The following is a 19,328-nucleotide window of genomic DNA, read 5'->3' as shown; positions in this document are numbered from 1 at the left end:
AACGCAAACATTTTTTAAGTTTTTTTTACTTTTTATTCAGGATATTCAATTCTTAAATGATAAATGTTTGCAAGCTTGTGTTTTAGCACTTTTTTTATGGATTGAATTTCTTTAAAAGTAATATTCGCATTTAAAAATTGCCCCTCTTCAATCTGTTTATTTATAATTTTTTCTACAAAGGCTTCAATTTTGGTTGAGGTTGGTTCCTTCAAGCTTTTAGAAGCAGCTTCGATACTATCACACATCATTAATATTGCTGTTTCTTTACTAAATGGTTTAGGACCTGGATAGCTAAAATCTAACTTATCGATTTCCATTTCTGGATAATCCTTTTTTTCTTGCATATAAAAATAATAAACTACGCTTGTGCCATGATGGGTTCTTATGAAATCAATAACTCTATCTGGTAAATTATTTCTTCTAGCTATTTCTATACCGTCTATGACATGATCTGTTATTATTCTAGCACTTTCTTTTGAAGATAATTCATCATGAGGATTAATACCTGTTGATTGATTTTCGGTAAAATAAGTCGGGTTTTTCATTTTGCCTATATCGTGATACAATGCGCCTACCCTAACTAACATAGCATTAGCGCCTATCTCATTGGCCGACGACTCTGCCAGATTCGCTACGTTTAATGAATGATGAAACGTTCCTGGTGCCTTATTAGAAAGTTCTTTAAGTAATTTACTATTTGTATCAGAAAGTTCTAGAAGAGAAACATCTGAAACTAATCCGAAAAGTTTTTCATAAGCATATATTAGTGGCTGCACAAACAAGGTGGCTAATCCACACAAAATAAACCATATAAAAGTTTCCCATTTTAGAGTTTCCACACTCCCCTCGTGAATAACAAAAAAAGCAAAATAAGCTATAATATAAATAAGTGTTATTTGCCCTACCGAAATAAACAAATTAGCTCGTTTATACAGCTCGGAAACCGTTAGAATAGTTACAATACCAGCTATAATTTGCAAAAACAAATACTCGTAACTATTTGGAACTACAAACCCTAACAACAACACAGTTAATACGTGGGCAAACAAACCCAAGCGTGCATCAAAAAAAGCTTTAAACACCAATGGTAATATGCAAATTGGTACAATATAAATATATTTAGAATCGTAATTAACAACCAAGGTGGTAATAAAAACCATTAGTAAAATATTGAAAAATATAAAGGTGACCTTTGTATTATTCTCAAAAACAGTCATTCTATATTTTCTTAAAAATAGAAGTAACATTAAAAGGGCTAAAGCAACTAATAAGGTATAAGCAAACAATACCCAATTATAATTCGATTCATTCCAAACCTGAGACTCATATTCAGACTGTAAGGATTTTAAAATTTGGTATTTATCGCCCTCAATAACTTCACCTTTAGAAATAATTAATGTTTCTTTGGCAATACTCCCTCTTGTATGGGATATTCTGCTTAATTCATCATTAATAGCCTTTTCTGTAAAGTTTTTATTAAACGTAATATTTGGTTCAATCAAATCGAAACAAAAGGCAAGAAACTGTATTTTATAATTAGACAAATTACTTGTTGATAATACGTTTTCTATAACAAGAGGTACATCGTTCTGCTCTACTAAATTTGAGTAAAACCCATCTTGTTTTTTTTCTCTTCCATCCAAAACAACTATAGATTGATCCTTATCAAAGTCGTAGTTTTCACTTAAAACGCCGTAAGCATATAATTCTGAAACAACACGTTTACCTGCATTATACAGCCTATTAGAAATATCGCTAGATAAAGTATCGGAAAACGCAGATACAAACTGTGTATTATACGAATCGTTAACTTTCTTAAGAATGGTATTATCTAAATCAAAATACAGAGTTGCGTGATCTGTAATACTCTTTTTTTCAGATGCAATTTCCTCGTCCGTCTTTTTAATTGCAAAATCAAACGGTGCCTGTAAACTTTCAGATTGCCATGGTTTACCTTTTTCAAAATTATATTTAAACTTCCCACTTTTAGGAAACAAATAAACAATTAAAAATGTGGTGCATATAAACAACAACACTTTATAAATTAAAGTATGGTTTTTATATAATTTGTTTATTAAGTCTTTCATGTATTAGTATTCGATCTCCCGTAATATATGCGCTCCCATTTTACTTAAACTGTTGGATGGCTGCTATATAAATTTGGCTAGATATCCATAATTTCATCTAAAAACCAAATGTAATAAATTTATCGTCCTTTAATGTTTTTTTACTCAAGTCCTCATAACATTTTTATCCTACAACGCAAACAGGAGACCTAATATAAAAAATCGCATTAAAAAAATTAATTATATGAAATACTAAAAACTTCATTTTATCGTACTACTATTCAACCTAACTAAAATCATCGTGATTAGTTCTATTCCAATCTTTCAAATTTGTGTGAAAAAATCGTTATTTTCGCAAGTACTATTCTAAAACTTAAAATTGATGAATAAAGAAGTCGTTATTGTTTCTGCCGCAAGAACTCCCATTGGAAGTTTTCTAGGTGCTTTATCAACTATACCTGCTCCTAAATTAGGAGCCATTGCTATAAAAGGCGCCTTAGAAAAAATTAACTTAAACCCAGAACTGGTTGATGAAGTTCTTATGGGAAATGTGGTACAGGCAGGAACGGGTCAAGCTCCGGCAAGACAAGCGGCTATTTTCGCAGGTATTCCAAATACGGTACCCTGCACAACAATAAACAAAGTGTGTGCTTCAGGAATGAAAACCGTAATGCAAGCGGCACAATCTATAGCTTTGGGCGACGCCAATATTGTTGTTGCTGGAGGCATGGAAAACATGAGTCTTATTCCGCACTATTTACACGCTAGGAGTGGTACAAAATTTGGACCAACTACCTTGATAGATGGCATGCAAAAAGATGGTTTAGTAAATGTCTACGATCAAAACGCCATGGGTGTTTGTGCCGATGCATGTGCTGCCAAATATGAATTTTCAAGAGAAGATCAAGATGCTTACGCTATTCAATCCTATAATAGGTCTGCGGCCGCTTGGGAAAACGGTAAATTTAATAACGAAATTGTACCTGTAGAAGTACCACAACGCCGAGGAGAGCCTATAATTGTCGTAAAAGACGAAGAATACGGTAACGTAAGAATGGATAAAATTCCGCAATTACGGCCTGCTTTTTCTAAGGACGGTACTGTAACGGCAGCAAACGCTTCAACAATAAATGATGGTGCGGGTGCTATGGTTTTAATGAGTAAGGAAAAGGCTGAAGAATTAGGATTAACCATTTTAGCAACCATAAAAAGTTATGCCGATGCTGCGCATGAACCTGAATGGTTCACGACTGCTCCTGCTAAAGCCTTACCTAAAGCTTTAAGCAAAGCAGAACTTACTTTAAATGATATTGAGTTTTTTGAATTTAACGAAGCTTTTTCTGTTGTAGGTTTAGCTAACATGAAAATGTTAGGACTTTCCGATAAAAATGTAAATGTTAATGGTGGTGCTGTTTCTTTAGGTCACCCACTTGGATGTTCTGGAGTTAGAATTTTAATCACCCTGTTAAATGTTTTAGAACAAAATAATGCAAAAATTGGTGCCGCAGCAATTTGTAATGGTGGTGGCGGTGCTTCTGCTATGATTATTGAACGTCCTTAACGAATAGTTTATAAACTCTAAAAGCAGTATTTTCCCCAATGAACAACAAAGCTATTTTTCTTTTTAGGTATTTTATAACACTATTTTTTTAATGCAATACGGTATTTGTAATTTAAGCATTGTTCCGCTTCGAAATGAACCAGCAGATGTTAGTGAATTAATTTCGCAGGTAATTTATGGCGATTTTTTTAAGATTTTAGAACAACGTAAACAATGGACTAAAATTAGGCTAGCTTTTGATAAATATGAAGGTTGGGTGGACAATAAACAATATATTGAAATTACCGAAGAACAATATAAAGAACTACATTCTCAAAGCCCGATATTATCAACAGATTTGGTCGAATTTATTGAAGACAAAAACCATCAACTATTCCCTATTTCTATCGGTTCTAGTTTAAACGGACTATCCCTATTAAACCATACTTACGACGGAAATTCACGCAATAAAAAACTAGAAAAACCCAATATTATTCAAACTGCGTTTACCTATCTAAACGCACCGTATTTATGGGGAGGAAAAACACCTTTTGGCATTGACTGTTCTGGATTTACACAAATGGTTTACAAACTTAATGGCTATAAATTATTACGAGATGCCTCACAGCAAGCAACCCAAGGGGAAGCTTTAAGTTTTATTGAAGAAAGTGAACCCGGAGATTTAGCATTTTTTGACAATAACGAAGGTGTTATTACACACGTAGGCATTATCATGAAAGATAATTACGTTATACATGCCCATGGCAAAGTTAGGATTGATAGATTAGATCATTCTGGCATATACAATGTTGATAAAAAAACACACACGCATAAACTTAGAGTGATTAAAAAAATTATATAAAAAAAGCCGCTAAATAGCGGCTTTTTTTATTAAATACTTGTGTGAGATACACATTCTTATTGACCACTCATGGCTGCAATTTTATCACTCATTTCGTTTGCTTTGGCTGTTTCACCTAAAGCAAGATAAATGTTTTTTAATTGTGTATAAATATCAGACCCTGTGTTTGGGTTTTTACTTATAAAATCTAAAAGAATATCAGCACCATTTTGAAACAATTGATTCTTTTCAACTTTCAGTTTTTCATATTTAGCATCATCAGCTTTACTCATTCCTAATTTCCCCATAGCCTCAATAACCACATTTCCTTTTTCAATATATAAATTTGAAAGGTTTAATGCCGCATCAGAATAACTAGGATCTAAACTTAATACAGTTTCAAATGATTTTTTAGCACTATCTGAATCTCCTTTATTCATACTTACAACACCAACATTATAATGCAATGCCGCGTTATCTGGTTGCTTAACCAATGCTTGCTCAATTAGCTCTTTAAATTTATCTTCATCCTTTAATTGCAAATAAATATTAGCTTCATTAATAATTAAATCTACATTATCTGGATTCTCAACTCTAGCATCCTTAATTGCAGAAAGCGCTTTTTCATTATCGCCATTAGAAATATAAATAAGAGCAATATTTTTAACAATCTCAGGTTTTTTAGACTCACTTACACGCTCTCCTGGTTTAATATAAGTTCCAGTTTTAACGTATAAATCACGAGTTTCCTTAGTTAAAGCTTCTTCTTCACCAGTTTCCTTGTTTGTAGCAAAGTACTCTTTAGTAGCTCCCGTATATCCTAATTCTTTAAGCTCTTCATAAAGACTTAAGGCTCTATCATATTCCTTTTCATTTACAGCCATTGCAGCCGCATAGTAAAGAAACATAGTGTCTTTTGTTTTTATTCTGTATGCTTTTTCAAAATACTTTGAAGCCTTAGAAAACTCTTGGCCTTCGTAAGCAGCATTACCAGTAGTAATTAAATTATTAGAAATAGATTGTTTTAAGTCTTTAATTTCAGAGACATAAGCGCCATTGACCATATCAAAATTTTCAAGAGCAGCACTAATATCGTTAATGCTTCCTTTTCCATTAGCGTATAAAGCTTGTCCTTTTAAGTAGTAAAATTTAGCTTTATACTTGTCGTCCATACTAGACAATAGGCTTTCCGCCTGAGAAATAGCTGTTTTAGCTTCAGCGAAATTGTTGCTTTTAATAGCTTTTTCCGCAAGTTTCAATTCTTTTTTCTGTGCAAATGAAAATGCACTTATTGAAAACGCTAAAGCCAGGATTAATTGTTTTTTCATTTTAAATAATATTAAATTTAAGATTCAGTGTTATTATCGGTTAAATTATCATCAAGAGTTGTGCCGTCTTCTGAAGCCTCAGTGTTTTCAGTAGCTTCAGAGATTATTACATTCCCTTCTTCATCTATTTCTACCTCATCCTCATCATGCATTACTTTTGCAACAGCCGCTATTGAGTCTTTACCTTTTAGGTTAATTAATTTAACACCTTGAGTAGCACGCCCCATAACTCTTAAATCTTTTACAGCCATTCTAATAGCTATTCCGGATTTATTGATAATCATTAAATCATCATCATCTGTAACATTTTTAATAGACACTAAGTTACCTGTTTTTTCTGTAATGGAAATGGTTTTTACACCTTTTCCTCCACGATTGGTAATTCTGTAGTCCTCTAAACTTGAACGTTTACCATAACCATTCTCAGACACTACAAGCACATTGCTATCCATATCGTCTACAGCAATCATACCAATAACCTCGTCTGTTTCTTCGTCTTGTAAACGAATACCTCTTACGCCCGAAGCACTACGTCCCATAGGTCGTGTTTTAGCCTCTTCAAAACGAATAGCTTTACCAGATTTTAAGGCTAACATAACTTGACTTTCTCCAGTTGTTAGTTTCGCTTCTAATAAAACATCATCATCTTTAATTGTAATGGCATTAATTCCATTTGTTCTAGGACGCGAATATTGCTCTAAAGAGGTCTTTTTTACTTGACCTTTTTTAGTAGCCATAATTACATAATGACTGTTTATATACTCTTCATCTTTTAAATCTTGAGTACAAATAAATGCCATTACTTTATCGTCTTGCTCTATATTTATAAGGTTTTGGATTGCTCGACCTTTAGATGTTTTGCTACCCTCTGGGATCTCGTATACGCGCATCCAGAAACATTTTCCTTTTTGCGTAAAGAATAACATGTACTGATGATTAGTACCTACAAATAAATTCTCTAAGAAATCTTCATTTCTAGTGGTAGAGGCTTTTTGTCCAACACCACCTCTATTTTGAGTTTTGTATTCTGTTAAAGAGGTACGCTTAATATATCCAGCATGAGAAATGGTGATTACCACTTTTTCATTAGGAATCATATCTTCAATACTTAAATCTCCACCAGCATATTCAATTACAGAACGACGCTCATCGCCATATTTATCCCTTACAACTTCCAACTCTCCTTTAATGATATCCATTCGACGCTCTTTCTTGTCTAAAATATCTTTAAGATCGATGATGGTTTTCATGATTTCCTCGTACTCACCACGTAACTTATCCTGCTCTAAACCAGTAAGCTGACGCAACCTCATTTCTACAATAGCTTTAGCTTGAATTTCAGAAAGTTTAAAACGTTCAATTAAATTCGCTCGAGCCTCATCTGCATTTGAAGATGCTCTAATTATTTTTATAACTTCATCAATATTATCAGAAGCAATAATTAAACCTTCTAAAATATGTGCTCTCTCTTCTGCCTTACGCAATTCATAAGTAGTACGTCTTACAACCACTTCATGTCTGTGTTCAACAAAATAATGAATTAACTCTTTTAAGTTTAATAACTGTGGGCGTCCATTAACCAATGCAATGTTATTAACACTAAATGAGGATTGTAAGGCGGTATATTTGAATAATTTATTTAGAACGATATTTGGAATAGCATCACGTTTTAAAACGTAAACAATTCGCATTCCGTTTCTATCAGATTCATCTCGAATAAGCGAAATACCTTCCAACTTTTTATCGTTAACCAAGTCGGCAGTTTTCTTAATCATATCTGCCTTATTCACTTGGTATGGAATCTCGTCAACGATAATACATTCACGACCATTTACCTCTTCAATATTAGTTTTAGCACGCATAACTATACGACCTCTACCTGTATGAAAAGCTTCTTTAACACCATCGTAACCATAAATAGTTCCTCCAGTAGGAAAATCTGGTGCTTTTATATGCTGAATAAGTTCATCGATTTCAATTTCGTTATTTTCAATGTAAGCTATTGTACCATTAACTACTTCGGTTAAATTGTGAGGAGGCATATTTGTTGCCATACCTACAGCAATACCAGAAGCTCCGTTAACCAATAATCCTGGAATACGCGTTGGTAATACCGTTGGTTCCTGTAAAGTATCATCAAAATTTAATTTATGATCTACAGTTTCTTTATCAATATCTGCCAACATGTCCTCAGAGATTTTACGCATACGCGCTTCTGTATAACGCATTGCTGCAGGACTATCTCCATCAATTGACCCAAAGTTACCTTGACCATCTACAAGCATATAACGCAAACTCCACTCTTGAGCCATACGAACCATAGCATCGTAAACTGATGTATCACCGTGTGGGTGATACTTACCTAAAACTTCTCCAACTATTCTTGCGGACTTTTTATGTGCGGTATTAGATCTAACTCCTAATTCATGCATACCATAAAGCACACGTCTATGAACCGGTTTTAAACCATCTCTTACATCTGGTAAAGCACGTGACACAATGACTGACATTGAATAATCAATGTAAGCCGATTTCATCTCATCCTCAATATTAATAGGGATCAATTTTTCTCCTTCTGCCATATATAAATTAATTTAATTTTATGTAAATTTCAAAACATGCTAATATAAGAATTTCGATAGTTATAGATAAGCTTATCTCCCTCCTTTTTCATGTAATTTATTAACAATTTAAACGACTTATTTGGTTAATAAGTATAAGCGCTTATATTTTGATTTAATAAAGATTTTTTCGTCAATTAGCGCTAAGTACTCAAAACATTTAGAGTTTTAGATTTTTCACTTTTTCTTTTTCCTGTTTTTGGGTTAAAAGATAAAACCTAAGCTTAAGTTATAATTCAAACTTTTGTTTTATCAAAAGAATAATTTAAGGTATTAATTTCCAACAAAACCTAAATCTTTTTAGTATTAACACATTTTTAGGTATAGTTTTTGACTTTAGTTAAAATGTTTTACTATTTTTAATGCAGAAAGGACACGATTTATGGATGATAATTTTTCCCCAAGAGTAAAAAATGTAATTGCATACAGCAAAGAAGAAGCATTGCGTTTAGGTCATGATTTTATTGGCACTGAACACCTTATGCTTGGACTTTTGCGTGATGGCGATGGCAAAGCAATAAATATTTTAAATGCCTTAGATATAGACTTGAATCATTTAAGACGTAAAGTTGAAATTTTAAGTCCTGCGAACCCTAATATCATAATAGCTTCTAATCAGAAAAAGAACCTACACCTTACTAGGCAAGCAGAACGCGCTTTAAAAACTACTTTTTTAGAAGCTAAACTATTTCAAAGCACTTCTATTAATACAGCGCATTTATTACTTTGTATTTTAAGAAATGAAAACGACCCCACTACCAAGCTTTTAAATAAGCTTAAAGTAGATTACGACAACGTTAAAGAACAATTTAAACTTATGATTACAAACGACAACGACTATATAGAACCTAAGTCTGAATTTCAAGATGACGACAACAATCCTGAAGAAGAATCTACAAAGGATAATATTTTTAACGCCCCAACAGGCAAGACTAATAAAAAGTCAAAAACACCTGTTTTAGATAATTTTGGGCGCGATTTAACCGCTCAAGCTGAAGAAGGCAAACTTGACCCTGTAGTAGGTAGAGAAAAGGAAATACAACGTGTTTCTCAGGTTTTAAGTAGAAGAAAGAAAAACAACCCGCTTTTAATAGGGGAACCTGGTGTAGGTAAATCTGCCATTGCCGAGGGTTTAGCGCTTAGAATTGTTAAACGAAAAGTGTCTCGTATTTTATTTAACAAACGTGTTGTAACTCTTGACTTAGCAAGTTTAGTTGCCGGAACAAAATATAGAGGTCAATTTGAAGAGCGCATGAAAGCCGTAATGAATGAGCTTGAAAAAAATGATGATGTTATTTTGTTTATTGACGAAATACACACCATTGTTGGTGCTGGTGGAGCCACTGGTAGTTTAGATGCTTCAAACATGTTTAAACCCGCTTTAGCAAGAGGTGAAATACAATGTATTGGTGCTACAACTTTAGATGAATACAGACAATACATCGAGAAAGATGGTGCCTTAGAGCGTCGTTTTCAAAAGGTTATTGTAGAACCTACTACTGTTGAAGAAACTATAGAGATTCTTAATAACATTAAAGGCAAATACGAAGAACATCATAACGTTGATTATACTCCAGAGGCCATTGAAGCTTGTGTAAAATTAACTAATAGATACATGACCGAACGCTTTTTACCGGACAAAGCTATTGATGCTTTAGATGAGGCAGGGTCGCGCGTACACATTACAAACATTGAGGTTCCTAAGCAAATTATTGAATTTGAAAAACAACTCGAAGACATCAAGGAATTAAAAACTGCAGTTGTTAGAAAACAAAAATACGAAGAGGCTGCAAAACTTAGGGATGACGAAAAACGTATTGAAAAAGATTTAGCTATAGCTCAAGAAAAATGGGAAGAAGACACTAAACAGCACAGAGAAGTTGTTACTGAAGATAACGTAGCAGATGTGGTTTCAATGATGACGGGTGTTCCTGTTAACAGAATTGCTCAAACCGAAATTAACAAATTGGCAGAGTTACCTAACCTAATTAAAGGAAAAGTAATTGGTCAAGATGATGCCGTTGCCAAGGTGGTTAAAGCCATTCAACGTAATAGAGCTGGACTTAAAGATCCTAACAAGCCCATTGGTTCGTTTATATTTTTAGGACAAACCGGAGTTGGAAAAACCCAATTAGCAAAAGTATTATCTCGCGAATTATTTGATAGTGAAGATTCACTAGTAAGAATTGACATGAGTGAATACATGGAAAAATTCGCTATATCAAGATTAATTGGTGCACCTCCAGGGTATGTTGGCTATGAAGAAGGCGGACAATTAACCGAAAAAGTAAGAAGAAAACCCTATGCTGTTATACTTTTAGATGAAATTGAAAAAGCACATCCAGATGTTTTTAACATGCTGCTTCAAGTACTTGACGATGGGTATTTAACCGATAGTTTAGGTAGAAAGATTGATTTTAGAAACACTATTATAATCATGACCTCTAATATTGGTGCCCGTAAATTGAAAGATTTCGGCACAGGAATTGGTTTTGGTACTGCATCACAAAAAGCACAAGAAGATGCCAATGCAAGAAGTGTTATTGAAAACGCACTTAAAAAATCATTTGCACCAGAATTTTTAAATAGAATTGACGATGTTGTTGTCTTTAATGCTTTAGAAAAAGAAGACATCAATAAAATTATTGATATTGAGCTTGAAAAGCTATTATTTAGAATTAAAGGTTTAGGCTACACTTTAACACTTACCGAATCTGCTAAAGACTATATAGCCGAAAAAGGTTTCGATAAGCAATATGGAGCTAGACCGCTTAAAAGAGCAATACAAAAATATGTTGAAGATGCTTTAGCTGAAGAAATTGTAGCATCAAATCTTCAAGATGGTGATAATATTAAAATCGATTTAAACAACGATTCTGATGAACTTGTAATATCAATTGTAAAAGCTGAAAAGCCAGCTGAATCTTAAAATTGAAAACACATTAAACTAAAAAGCTCGAATTTGAACATTCGAGCTTTTTTTATTCATTGTTTTACTGTAAAAAACTCTTCCGTTTTGTTTATTTAGTAAATAACCTCTTCATAAATAATGCTGTTTTTTTTAAACCATCTTTTTAAAATTTCTAAAAGAATTTAAGTTAACAGGATTTGAAGATTTCACACCTCCTGCTTGGGCACTCTAAATAACAAAATAATTCCTGCTAAAAAGAAAACGAATAAAAACAAAATACCGTTGCGCATACTCCCGGTTACCTGATCTATAAAAGCGAAAATAACCATACCTATAACGATTCCTATTTTTTCGGCAACATCATAAAAACTAAAATATGACGTTGAAAGCTCTGTATCTGGTAAAAATTTGGAATATGTTGAACGCGCTAAAGATTGCACTCCTCCCATTACCAAACCAACTAAACTTGCAGCAATATAAAACTGTATTGGAGATTTCATAAAATAAGCATAAAAACATAAACCCATCCATATGAAATTCACAAAAATTAAGGTTTTTATATTACCAAATTTAGATGAGGCCTTCGAAGTTAAAAATGCTCCTAGAATGGCTACAACTTGAATAACCAAAATACTAACAATAAGCCCCATCGTTTTTTCACTTTCTCCCCCCCATTTTATTTCTTCTTCACCAAAGTATACCGCAACCAACATTATGGTTTGCACCGCCATACTAAAAACGAAAAACGCATACAAATACCGTTTAAGCCTTAAGTTTTGTTTTAACTTGCCCCATACTTGAAGCAATTCTTTTAACCCATTAAACACTACAGCTTTTGTCACCTTATGACCCTTAGACACTCCTTTGGGTAGGTAATAAAACGTATATTGGCTAAATAGAGCCCACCAAACCCCCACGGTTATAAATGCAATTTTCATGGCTTCAAAAGACGCACCATCTTTTGCCTTTTTTAATGCTTCCGCAATATCAGCTTCAGAGCCGTTTTCTAATAAGACATTAGATATACTAATATCAAAACCAAACCACTCGGGAAAAAGAACCATTAACAAATTAAAAACTAGTAAAAGCACACTACCCAAATACCCCAACGAAAACCCCTTAGCACTAACATCATCTTGCTGATCTGGAAATGCTATATCCGGCAAATAGGAGTTATAAAAAACTAAACTTCCCCAATATCCTATTAGCCCCATAAAATAAAACAGTAAACTTAAATGCACTTTAGTAGGTGTGACATCAAACCAATACAAACCAATACAACCAATACTTCCTGTGTAACAAAAAAACTTTAAAAAGATTTTTTTATTGCCTACATAATCTGCAATACCTGAAAGAATTGGAGAAATAAAGGCCACTACTAAAAAAGTAAATGCCGTAACAAAAGTTATAAGCGCGGTGCTTTTAAACTCAAAACCAAAAGCCAATACCGTTTTAACATCCGTAGTATTTTTAAGAAACAATGCCGAATAAAAAATAGGAAATATTGATGAAGCAATTGTTAGCGTGTACACTGAGTTTGCCCAATCGTAAAAGGCCCATGCATTTAATAGCTTTTTACTTCCTTTTTTAAGTTGCTTCATATAAATGTTTAACTATTATTTATAAGCTTTTATTATCTTATTTATGAGATCCTAATTGGCGTTGGAATTATTAAATTAAAACCCACTTTTTACTACATAAAAAAGCTGCCCTTTTATGAGCAGCTTCGAAAATAAGCAAATATTTTATTTATATCGTAAATACTAATTTCTAAATGTAGTAACTCCAAATTTCTTAGCCTCTGCTTTTGCACTTGGTGCCCATTTAGTTAGATTAGCAATTCTTGTATCGTTTGACGGGTGTGTACTCATAAATTCTGCAGGAGAATCTCCCCCACTATTGGCTTTCATACGTTTCCATAATTCAGCAGCTTCATCAGGATTATAACCCGCAATAGCCATTAAGTAAATACCAATTTGATCAGACTCCGTTTCATGACTTCTACTAAAGGGTAACATAACGCCTAATTCTGATCCAATGCCATAATATTGATTAAATGCATTTCTTGAATTTTCATCTTTTATTGCTATATTTCCTGCTACTGCTATACCTTGTTGTAAATATCCAGCACTCATGCGTTGCTGTCCGTGGTTTGCCAAGGCGTGAGCTACCTCATGCCCCATAATAGCAGCTACACCAGCTTCATTTTTTGCAATTGGTAATATTCCTGTATAAAAAACAATTTTTCCACCTGGCATACACCATGCATTTACCGTAGCATCGTCTACTAAATTATATTCCCATTTATAATCATTTAAATAACCTTCATTCCCATTAGCGTTCAACCAACGTTCGGCGGCAACCGCAATACGTTGACCAACTCTAGTAACCATTTCAGCATCTTGAGTACCCGTAATTACTTTATTTTCGTTTAAAAACTGACTATACTGAGAGAAAGCAGTTGGAAACAACTGAGAATTAGGCACTAAAGCCATAGTTTTCTTTCCTGTAAACGGATTTGTAGCACAAGAAAACACTAAAGCGGATAAGGCTATTAAGTAAAGGGTAGGTTTCATTTTCATAATTCGATGGTTTAATTTCAATCCTTAAAAATACATAAAAAATGCATCTTTATTTTAATAGGACACTTAATTTATATTTTTGTCACATATTAAGAATCCCTAAAAGACCTACTGGTAAGTTTTGAAAAAAATAGCGACTTAAACATTATAAAATATATAATTATGAGCAAAATAATAATGGCATTAGCATTAATTTTCTTTTTTAATTGTAACTCTACCGCACAAAAAGCTTCAAAGCCCGAGGCTGAAACTTATAAAATAACCAAAACAGAAGCTGAGTGGAAGATTCAATTAAGTGCTAAAGAATTTTACGTTTTACGACAAGCTGGTACAGAACGTGCTTTTTCAAGCCCGTTAAATAAAAACGAAGTTGATGGTATTTATGTTTGTAAAGGATGCAATACACCTTTATTTAAAAGCGGGCATAAATTTGATTCTGGTACGGGTTGGCCTAGTTTTGACAGAGAAATTAAAGGAAATGTTAGTTTTTCGACCGATTACGATTTAGGTTATGCTAGAACCGAAGAGCATTGTGCTACTTGTGGGGGGCATTTAGGACATGTTTTTAATGATGGCCCTAAGAACACCACAGGTATGCGGCATTGCATTAATGGAGTTGCCTTAAAATTTATTCCTAGTTATTAAAAAAAATTAAATTCTATATCTAAAACACCAAATTTCAAAAAATTATTGAAGTGTATAAAAACTTGCAATTTAAAAATTGATGCTCTACCTTTAGTATATGGAAAGTTATTTAGAAAGCGTAATTAAACAGTTTGAATACTATAAGAGCCTAGGTGATAAAACGTTTAGACAGCTTAATTTCGACGACATGCTTTGGCAAAGTGACGAGGATGCGAATAGCATTGCCATTCTTGTTAAACATATCGCTGGCAATATGCTAAGCAGATGGACTAATTTTTTAACTGAGGATGGTGAAAAGAGTTGGAGAGATAGAGATGCTGAATTTGTTAGTGATTTTACTTCGGAAGAAGCTGTAATAGCTTCTTGGGAAAGCGGTTGGTTTTGTTTATTTAAAGCTTTAAAAGATTTAAAAACCGAAGATTTAGAACGTATTATTTACATTAGAAACGGTGGACATACTGTTACTGAGGCCATAAATAGGCAACTAGCTCATTACGCTTACCATGTTGGGCAAATTGTTTTTTTAGGAAAACTATTAAAAGGTAAGGCTTGGAAATCGCTATCTATCCCTAAAGGAGATTCTGCCTCCTATAATAAGGACAAATTTAATATGGATAAGGAGCGACGCCATTTTACTGATGATCTTTAAACGAAGTCGCTGGGTTCAATCGCAGTTGGCAGTTTGCTTAGTTTTTTGTTGAACTTTACGTTGGACAACCAATTTCTTATATTTTATTTCTCGCAAAGACACGAAGTCGGAAAACTATTTACGAAACTGATCTATGAGGTTTAAAAAACCTTGTAGGTCTTAATTTTATCCTCGCCCTTTTCTTTTATAAGTTTAGCAATATAAATGTTTGGACGTTGAAAATCTTTATGGCTTTGTGTTATACATTAACTTAATAGATATACCTAAATCTGAAAAACCTTTATTTAGCAGATACACCCGCGATAAGGATTGAGGCATTTGTTGAAGCTCTTTTTGTGGTGTTGCGCCTATGCAATACAAAAAAGCGACTGCCTAAAGCCTGACCCGATTTTTCTTCGGGGATCGCCCAAATGCATAAAAATTTATGTCTTTTTTTTCTTTTTAAATGGGCGAATTATTAATCGGGCTTCCCTATCGAATCGGATGTAATTATACACCCAATTTACAAACACCACCATTCGGTTTCTGAACCCTATTAGGAAAAATAAGTGTACAAACATCCAAACATACCAAGCGAAAACGCCTTGAAATTTCCAACGTTTTAAATCGACTACGGCTTTATTTCTGCCAATGGTTGCCATGGCGCCTTTGTCGGTGTAACTAAAAGGTATCATGGGTTGGTTTTCAATAAGTTTTAAAATATTATCGCCTAATTGATCACCTTGCTGTATAGCAGGTTGCGCCATCATTGGAAAACCATTCGGAAAATCATCACTAACTAAACAGGCAATATCACCAATTGCAAATATATGGTTATAGCCTTTAACTTGGTTAAATTCGTTTACCAAAAGCCTGTTACCACGACTTACAAGATCTTGAGCATCTAAGCCTTTTATGGTTGCTCCTTTTACGCCAGCTGCCCAAACTAAGGTTGCAGTTTCGAAGGTTAAATCGGTATTTGTGGTAACCGTTTTTCCGTCGTAATTGGTTACACGAACGTTTTTCCAGATATTAACACCTAACTTCTCGAGAAAATCTTCTGCCTTTGCCGAGGCTTCGGCGCTCATTCCTTTTAAAATGCAATCACTAGATTGTACGATATGAATTTGAGCTAAACGGGTATCTAAATCTGGGTAATCTTTTGGAAGAATGCCTTTTTTAATTTCGGCCAATGCGCCTGCAAGTTCTACTCCGGTTGGTCCGCCACCTACAATTACAAAATTCATTAAGGCATTCCGCTCATTTAAATCGGAGGTTAAAAGAGCCTCTTCAAAGTTTTCGAGAATTAAACTTCTTAAATCTAAAGACTGTGGTATGGTTTTCATGGCCATACTATACTTTTCGACATCGGTATTTCCAAAATAGTTAGTTGTAGACCCCGAAGCCACCACTAAATAATCAAACTTTAAATTACCAATATTAGTTTTCACTTTGTTTTTATTGGTGTTTATCTCCTCGACATCTGCTAATCTGAAATAAAAATTGGGGAAGTCTTTTAAAATTTTACGAATGGGATACGCAATAGAATCTGGCTCTAAACCTCCAGTAGATACTTGGTATAATAAAGGTTGAAAGGTGTGATAGTTATTTTTATCTAATAGCACAACTTGTACTTCTTGTTTAGATAATTTTTTTGCCAAGGCAACCCCTGCAAAACCGCCACCAATAATTACAATGCGAGGAAAACTCGTTCTAGGTATGTTCATAAATAAAAACTTGCAACGCAAAGGTAATAAAACAAGGGTAGATTCTATTCCTTGATTCTAGCCAACAAAACAACTAATACCTTATGTATATTGTTGAATATTTTTTTTGGATTTAATAAGCTCTCTATTCTTTTTTAAAAATCGATTTCGTAAATTCGCACTCTAAACTTTTTAACAAATGAGTAAATACGATATTATTGTTCTTGGAAGTGGTCCTGGTGGTTATGTAACAGCTATTAGAGCATCACAATTAGGTTTTAAAACCGCTATTGTTGAAAAAGAAAATCTTGGTGGCGTATGCTTAAACTGGGGTTGTATTCCAACAAAAGCATTATTAAAATCTGCTCAGGTTTTTGAATACCTAAAGCATGCCGAGGACTATGGTTTAAAAGTAAAAGATGCTGAACATGATTTTGATGCTGTTGTAAAACGTAGCCGTGGTGTTGCAGATGGTATGAGCAAAGGTGTTCAGTTTTTAATGAAAAAGAACAAAATTGATGTTATAGAAGGTTACGGAACACTAAAACCAGGTAAAAAGGTTGATGTTGAAGGAACTGTTTATAGCGCAGATAATATTATAATTGCAACTGGTGCACGTTCGCGTGAGTTACCAAGTTTACCGCAAGATGGTGAAAAGGTAATTGGATACAGACAAGCCATGACCTTAAAGGAACAACCAAAGAAAATGATTGTGGTTGGATCTGGTGCTATTGGTGTTGAATTTGCATATTTTTATAACTCTATTGGTACTGAAGTTACTATAGTAGAATATTTACCAAAAATAGTTCCTGTTGAGGATGATGATGTTTCTAAGCAATTAGAGCGTTCTTTCACTAAATCTGGAATTAAGGTAATGACATCAGCCGAAGTAACATCGGTTGATACTTCCGGAAAAGGCGTTAAAGCAACAGTAAAAACAAGTAAAGGTGAAGAAGTACTTGAAGCAGATATTATTTTAAGTGCCGTAGGTATTAAATCTAATATTGAAAACATTGGTTTAGAAGATGTCGGTATTGTAGTTGACAGAGACAAAATTATAGTCAACGATTTTTACCAAACTAACATCCCAGGTTATTATGCTATAGGAGATGTTACTCCAGGGCAAGCTTTAGCACACGTAGCTTCTGCAGAGGGTATTCTTTGTGTTGAAAAACTTGCAGGAATGCACGTTGAAGCTATAGATTACGGAAATATACCAGGATGTACGTATTGTTCTCCTGAAATTGCATCGGTAGGATTAACTGAACAGCAAGCTAAAGATAAAGGTTTAGATATTAAAGTTGGTAAATTCCCATTCTCTGCTTCTGGTAAAGCAAGTGCTGGAGGGAACAAAGAGGGCTTTGTAAAAGTTATATTTGATGCTAAATATGGCGAATGGTTAGGTTGCCATATGATTGGAGCCGGAGTTACCGATATGATTGCTGAAGCTGTTTTAGGAAGAAAACTTGAAACTACAGGACATGAGGTATTAAAGGCTATTCACCCGCACCCAACAATGAGTGAAGCGGTAATGGAAGCTGTTGCTGCAGCTTACGATGAAGTGATACATTTATAGACTATATTAAAGTATTAAATAAATAAAAAAGTTCCAGAAATAAATTTCTGGAACTTTTTTTATGTCTAAAATTTAATAATATAATTCTATAATCATCTAAGTTATTTGATGATTTAAGCTAAAAACTCTGAATAGCCAACTCGTAACTTTGTAAACCAAAACCAAGAATAACACCTTTGGCATTAGGTGATATAAAGGATTGATGTCTAAATTCCTCTCTATTGAATGTATTAGAAATGTGAACTTCTACTACAGGGGTTTCAATAGCTTTTATAGCATCGCCAATACCTATAGAAGTATGAGTATATGCTGCTGCATTTAAAATAATGCCATCAAAACTAAAGCCTACCTCATGCAATTTATCTATTAACTCGCCTTCTATATTAGATTGAAAATAATCAATAGAAACCTTAGGATATTTTCCTTTTACTTTTTCTAAAAACTCTGTAAAAGTCAAACTTCCGTAAATATTTGGCTCTCTTTTTCCTAATAGATTTAAATTAGGACCGTTGATGATGATTAGTTTTTTCATGAAGTAAATATATAAAATTTGAGCATAAAAAAAGGAGAGTAAATCTACTCTCCCTTCCCTTTTTATTTTTACCGTTCATTTATTATTCTATTACAGCAGAAATTATTATTACCAAACCTAATGTAATTTGTCCGAATCCAGAATTTTTTTCTCTAAACGATCTGTATGCAAGAACTAGATCTAAAGTTTCAGTAAGTCCATAAATCACACTTGGTGAATAGTAGACTCCTCCATCATTGCCATCGTTAATACCCACACCATAACCTACATCCGCACCTAAAGATAAATCATCTGATACATTTAAACGACCAGATGCTGCAATAGGAAGAAACGATATATTATCACCATCAAA

Annotated in this window: 13 protein-coding genes and 1 pseudogene; 6 read left to right on the top strand and 8 right to left on the bottom strand. The window is 33.7% G+C overall.

Annotated elements, in window-relative coordinates:
• Positions 1-32: 32 nt before the first annotated feature.
• Complete coding sequence (locus ABJM36_RS13155; protein ID WP_348451958.1) at positions 33-2,087, bottom strand: HDIG domain-containing metalloprotein; 2,055 nt, start codon at positions 2,085-2,087, stop codon at positions 33-35.
• A 361-nt stretch (positions 2,088-2,448) separates the two neighbouring features.
• Here ABJM36_RS13155 and ABJM36_RS13150 point away from each other — a divergent pair, with 361 nt between their 5' ends.
• The gene (locus ABJM36_RS13150; RefSeq protein WP_348451957.1) at positions 2,449-3,627 is read left to right on the top strand and encodes an acetyl-CoA C-acyltransferase; all 1,179 of its coding nucleotides are present in this window, start codon (positions 2,449-2,451) and stop codon (positions 3,625-3,627) included.
• Positions 3,628-3,718: 91 nt separating this feature from the next.
• Positions 3,719-4,468, top strand: a complete 750-nt coding sequence (locus tag ABJM36_RS13145) for a C40 family peptidase (protein ID WP_348451956.1) — start codon at positions 3,719-3,721, stop codon at positions 4,466-4,468.
• A 56-nt stretch (positions 4,469-4,524) separates the two neighbouring features.
• On the opposite strand, the gene ABJM36_RS13140 is transcribed toward ABJM36_RS13145, so the two are convergent.
• On the bottom strand, positions 4,525-5,775 hold the full coding sequence (locus ABJM36_RS13140) for a tetratricopeptide repeat protein (RefSeq protein WP_348451955.1): 1,251 nt from the start codon (positions 5,773-5,775) through the stop codon (positions 4,525-4,527).
• Between the two features lie 17 nt (positions 5,776-5,792).
• Positions 5,793-8,357 (bottom strand): DNA gyrase subunit A, encoded by a 2,565-nt coding sequence (gene gyrA, locus ABJM36_RS13135; RefSeq protein ID WP_348451954.1) that lies wholly within the window; start codon positions 8,355-8,357, stop codon positions 5,793-5,795.
• Between the two features lie 421 nt (positions 8,358-8,778).
• Here gyrA and ABJM36_RS13130 point away from each other — a divergent pair, with 421 nt between their 5' ends.
• A complete protein-coding gene (locus ABJM36_RS13130) occupies positions 8,779-11,325 on the top strand; it encodes an ATP-dependent Clp protease ATP-binding subunit (protein WP_348451953.1) in 2,547 nt (848 codons plus the stop codon).
• Between the two features lie 188 nt (positions 11,326-11,513).
• On the opposite strand, the gene ABJM36_RS13125 is transcribed toward ABJM36_RS13130, so the two are convergent.
• A complete protein-coding gene (locus ABJM36_RS13125) occupies positions 11,514-12,908 on the bottom strand; it encodes an MFS transporter (RefSeq protein WP_348451952.1) in 1,395 nt (464 codons plus the stop codon).
• Between the two features lie 162 nt (positions 12,909-13,070).
• Entirely contained in the window at positions 13,071-13,889 is an 819-nt protein-coding gene (locus ABJM36_RS13120) for a M48 family metallopeptidase (RefSeq protein ID WP_348451951.1), read from the bottom strand.
• Between the two features lie 162 nt (positions 13,890-14,051).
• On the opposite strand from ABJM36_RS13120, the gene msrB reads away from it, so the two are divergent.
• Positions 14,052-14,534 carry a peptide-methionine (R)-S-oxide reductase MsrB gene (gene msrB, locus ABJM36_RS13115; protein WP_348451950.1) on the top strand — a complete coding sequence of 161 codons (483 nt, stop codon included), beginning with the start codon at positions 14,052-14,054 and terminating at the stop codon, positions 14,532-14,534.
• A 97-nt stretch (positions 14,535-14,631) separates the two neighbouring features.
• Positions 14,632-15,183 (top strand): DUF1572 family protein, encoded by a 552-nt coding sequence (locus ABJM36_RS13110; RefSeq protein WP_348451949.1) that lies wholly within the window; start codon positions 14,632-14,634, stop codon positions 15,181-15,183.
• Positions 15,184-15,605: 422 nt separating this feature from the next.
• Here the strand turns inward: ABJM36_RS13110 and ABJM36_RS13105 are convergent, their stop codons facing one another.
• Positions 15,606-16,889 (bottom strand): NAD(P)/FAD-dependent oxidoreductase, encoded by a 1,284-nt coding sequence (locus ABJM36_RS13105; RefSeq protein WP_348451948.1) that lies wholly within the window; start codon positions 16,887-16,889, stop codon positions 15,606-15,608.
• Between the two features lie 178 nt (positions 16,890-17,067).
• Between ABJM36_RS13105 and lpdA the strand changes: the two genes are divergently transcribed.
• Positions 17,068-18,444 carry a dihydrolipoyl dehydrogenase gene (gene lpdA, locus ABJM36_RS13100; protein WP_348451947.1) on the top strand — a complete coding sequence of 459 codons (1,377 nt, stop codon included), beginning with the start codon at positions 17,068-17,070 and terminating at the stop codon, positions 18,442-18,444.
• A gap of 118 nt (positions 18,445-18,562) precedes the next feature.
• Here the strand turns inward: lpdA and aroQ are convergent, their stop codons facing one another.
• Together aroQ and ABJM36_RS13090 are read right to left on the bottom strand one after the other, a co-directional pair.
• Positions 18,563-18,976, bottom strand: coding sequence for a type II 3-dehydroquinate dehydratase (gene aroQ / locus ABJM36_RS13095; protein WP_348451946.1), 414 nt, complete (start codon positions 18,974-18,976; stop codon positions 18,563-18,565).
• An 82-nt stretch (positions 18,977-19,058) separates the two neighbouring features.
• A pseudogene (locus ABJM36_RS13090) lies at positions 19,059-19,328 on the bottom strand (hypothetical protein); the annotation flags it as partial.

Source organism: Algibacter sp., assembly GCF_039977455.1.
Taxonomy (GTDB): Bacteria; Bacteroidota; Bacteroidia; order Flavobacteriales; family Flavobacteriaceae; genus Algibacter_B.
Note: the sequence above shows the minus strand (reverse complement) of the source record. Positions and strands in the feature narration are given on the sequence as shown.